General features: G+C 28.6%; 4 protein-coding genes and 2 pseudogenes. 1 reads left to right on the top strand and 5 read right to left on the bottom strand.

Features of this window, described 5'->3' with window-relative positions; all coding sequences use genetic code 11:
- Together KA814_RS13820 and KA814_RS02930 are read right to left on the bottom strand one after the other, a co-directional pair.
- Positions 1–104, bottom strand: a pseudogene (locus KA814_RS13820) (protein rep); the annotation flags it as partial.
- Between the two features lie 16 nt (positions 105–120).
- Entirely contained in the window at positions 121–1,059 is a 939-nt protein-coding gene (locus KA814_RS02930; protein ID WP_210122665.1) for a replication initiator protein A, read from the bottom strand.
- A 446-nt stretch (positions 1,060–1,505) separates the two neighbouring features.
- Here KA814_RS02930 and KA814_RS02925 point away from each other — a divergent pair, with 446 nt between their 5' ends.
- The gene (locus KA814_RS02925) at positions 1,506–2,270 is read left to right on the top strand and encodes a DUF536 domain-containing protein (RefSeq protein WP_107520884.1); all 765 of its coding nucleotides are present in this window, start codon (positions 1,506–1,508) and stop codon (positions 2,268–2,270) included.
- Positions 2,271–2,386: 116 nt separating this feature from the next.
- Here the strand turns inward: KA814_RS02925 and KA814_RS02920 are convergent, their stop codons facing one another.
- From KA814_RS02920 to KA814_RS02910, 3 genes and pseudogenes are all read right to left on the bottom strand, one after another.
- A complete protein-coding gene (locus KA814_RS02920) occupies positions 2,387–2,521 on the bottom strand; it encodes a hypothetical protein (protein WP_002509686.1) in 135 nt (44 codons plus the stop codon).
- A gap of 13 nt (positions 2,522–2,534) precedes the next feature.
- Positions 2,535–3,419, bottom strand: coding sequence for a permease (locus KA814_RS02915; protein WP_210122664.1), 885 nt, complete (start codon positions 3,417–3,419; stop codon positions 2,535–2,537).
- Between the two features lie 66 nt (positions 3,420–3,485).
- Positions 3,486–3,620: pseudogene (locus tag KA814_RS02910) on the bottom strand (ArsR/SmtB family transcription factor); the annotation flags it as partial.
- Positions 3,621–3,640 lie beyond the last annotated feature (20 nt).

The raw sequence follows: 3,640 nt of genomic DNA, 5'->3' as shown, positions 1-3,640 counted from the left end.
TATAAACCTTTTTCTAAATCATTAACAATTTCCGAATCTTTTTCACTATCTCCAGTTAAATAATCTGATGACTTAACCGAATATTTCGAAGTCTCTTTAATTGCTATAAGATTATCTAAATTATTGGTTAAAGATATTATGTTGTTTCATGTTTTGACGACGCATATTAAGTGCGTGTATTTCTTCAAGTTCAGCTTTAATCGATTGCATTAAATATCCTTGCATAGCTTCAACGGTTTCATTCTTTTGTAGCAACATCGCTTTAAATCGTTTTAAGACACTGACGAGTTCGAACTCCACGTCTTCTAAACGGTAATATGTATCATGAGCATTATTAAATGATTTTTTTCCTTTAAGTAAAACACTTTTAATAATACGAATTTCTCTAATTTCAAAATTACTTAAGTAATTTTTGATTTGTTGTGGCAATTCTTCAAGCACTTGGAATTTTAAGGCATCATTATTAAATTCAGTTTTTTGATGATTTGTATGATTCGAATGAGCGTTTTCAGAAATATTGTTAGGTGTATCATTCAAATCATTCGTATCATTGTTCTCAGTCTCTATATAATCAGTATTACTAAATTCAGTATCATTAGACTGTGAATTCAACTGTTCAAGAACTTCCGAATTCACAGTTCCAGAACTTCCAAATTCATTGTTTTGGAACTGTGAATTTGGAAGTTCCTTGCTATGACTGATTTCATTATTATAATTTGGCTTTAATAGATATAATCTATTAGGCTTATTAAGTCCCACTCGCTCTTGAGTAAGTAAGTTAAATTTCACTAGTTCCTTTTTTAATTTTATGATTTTTTGCTCAGCGTAGCCTAAGTATTCACACAAATGCTTGTTACTAAAAATAAAATAAATATTATTATTTTTATCTACCCATTCATTTTGTATAGATAATTCAAAACGATCCTTTAATAATGCATACATAATTTTGGCCTCTGCTGACATTTTCTTGAAATATGCATCTTCAAATAAGTATTTAGGTAATTGATAGAATCTTTCAGTTTTCACTTGAGATAAATTATATTTCTCAAAATTTGGCATAATAAAAACCTCATTTCCATTTATTTAGAAGTTGAGGTAATAAAACAATTTTTACGTAAGTTACATGTTTTGTGCTTGCACTTAGATGATTAGATATATATAATACAAGTATCAAAAAAATATATAAACAAACGAATGCGAATCGTTTTATTACCAAGAGCCGATGCTACGCCAATAGCATTGGCTCTTTTAATTTTCATAAAGTAATATTAACACTTTTAAATACGCATATAAAGCGTTTTAAAAATCGTTAGGATAATATTAAGTACCTAAAAATCTTAGAACAGGTTTATTTAGTGCCTAATTAATTAGCAAAACGGTTTGTAGGTGCCTAATTAGGTGCTTAGGCACTAAATTAGGTAGTCAAATTATGTAGTAAAAGATGAAAAATTTATTGTTAGGTGGTAAAATTTAGGTACCTAATTTAGTACCTAAGGATGATTTGTATGAAAACTATTAAAATACTTGCTGATGAATTGAATGTAACTAAACAAACTATTGTTAATAATGCTAAAAATTTAAATATTACTTTTTCAAAAGAAAATGGTATTAATTACATTAGTGATAATGATTGTTTGAAAATTATAGAAAAAATAACAAAAAAAGAAAGTACCATAGAAAAGCAGGAAACAGTTAAAAAAGAAATACCTAATGAAAATACTTCCGAAGTTAAAAATGTGGAGTATAGTAATTTAGGTACTTCTGAGACATTAAAAACAAAAGTAAACGAGTTAGAAAAACAAATAGAAATCTTTAAAACCCGAGCTGAAAATGACGAAAAATATATTGAGAACCTAACAAAGCAATTAGATCAGCAAAATAGCAATGTTAATACATTAAACAAACTATTGGAAAATCAACAAATATTGGCTTTAGAAAGTAATAAAAAAATTCAAAAACTAGAAAATCAATTAGAGGAAGAAAGACAGCTTAATTATTCCTTTGATACATCTTCTAATGATAGACAAAATGTTAAGGCGCAAGAAGCAAAGTTTACCGAAGAAACTAAAGATTTTAATCAGCAACCAGAAAAGGAACAGCCCATAGAGGTACAGCATAGAGATATCTCTGAAGAAAAAGAGGATGAGAACATCAACGAAAAACCATCCACAAAAGACGATACACAATTTAAAGAAATAGATAGTGAAGATGAAGAGATGGAAGAAAAACAACCTAAAAAAGGCTTTTGGAGTCGTTTGTTTGGTAGCTAATATAATTAATTAGGCACTAAAAGATTATAATCTTTTAGTGCCTTTTTTATAGTGAGAACTTCTGATAATCATCGATTATGTTAATAAATGCAAAATCAAACAGAACTTTTTTAATGTTAGCAACAATTTTTATTACCATTTTCTTTTTTCTCATTATTTTCGTCTTTTTTGTCTGTTTTCTCTTCAATTTCAACTGAACAACATGACTGTTCTTGAGGTTTTAATTTTTTTAATGCGTCTTTGATACCCATTTACTTCACCTCCTTAAATGATTAAGTTAACAATTAGACCAGTAGCAATAGCTACGACTAAAATTGCTATAACAAAAGATATTACAAATTTCTTTTTAAATAATTTCGATAACAATACAACTTCAGGAATACTTGCTCCTGCGCCACCTATAATTAATGCTACGACTGTTCCCAGTGACATACCTTTAGATACTAAAGCTTCAGCTATAGGAAGCATTGTTTCTGGTCTAATATACATAGGAATACCGATAACTGAAGCAATCAAGACCGATATAAAACCATCGCCACTTGCATACTTAGTTATAAATGCTTCCGGTATGAATCCATATATAAAGGCACCAATAAACACACCAATAAATAGATAAGGTAACATTGGGTATAAAAACGCCCACGCATCGTTTAGTGCTTGTTTAAAACGAGATCCTGTTTTATTAGCAAAAAAACCGTCTCCTTTAACATTAACTCCTTTATAACTTTCAGATAAATTCATTTTTGAAAATACTAAACCTGTTAAAATACTAAAAATTGCTAGTACTACAAAATAAACAACAGCAACTTTCCAACCTAATAAAGCCCATAGCATAAACAGCATTAATGGATTCATTAATGGTGAAGCAATCAAGAAACTCATTGCTGGACCAAAAGGTACTTTAGAATTTAAAAGACCTGCGAGTATTGGGATCGTCGAACAAGAGCAAAAAGGTGTAACAGCACCAAATATCATACCTAATATATAATTGACTGCTTTATTAGGTTTGCTCAAAAGTCTCTTGATTTTTTCTTCTGAAACAACTTGTTGAATTAGACTTACAATAAAGCTCACGATTATAAATAGTACTAATAATTCAAAAAACAACATTAAAAATGTTTTTATGAATTCTATAATTGAATCTAACATCAGTATAACGCCTCCGAATTTATTTAATCAAAAAAAGTTGATTAATTTTATATTAAAAGAAGATACTTATAGTATCTTACAACAAGTATCTTCATTTAAAACTACCTGTATTTGTTGCTCATTAATTTTATAATAGTTCCATGTACCATGCTTTTCAGCAATAAGAATATTTGCATCTACTAATTTTTTCAGATGATAAGTGTCACTTTATTCGATATATG

It is taken from the genome of Staphylococcus sp. GDY8P196P, assembly GCF_017891705.1.
Classification (GTDB): Bacteria; Bacillota; Bacilli; order Staphylococcales; family Staphylococcaceae; genus Staphylococcus; species Staphylococcus ureilyticus.
This window is presented reverse-complemented; position numbering and strand designations above follow the sequence as displayed.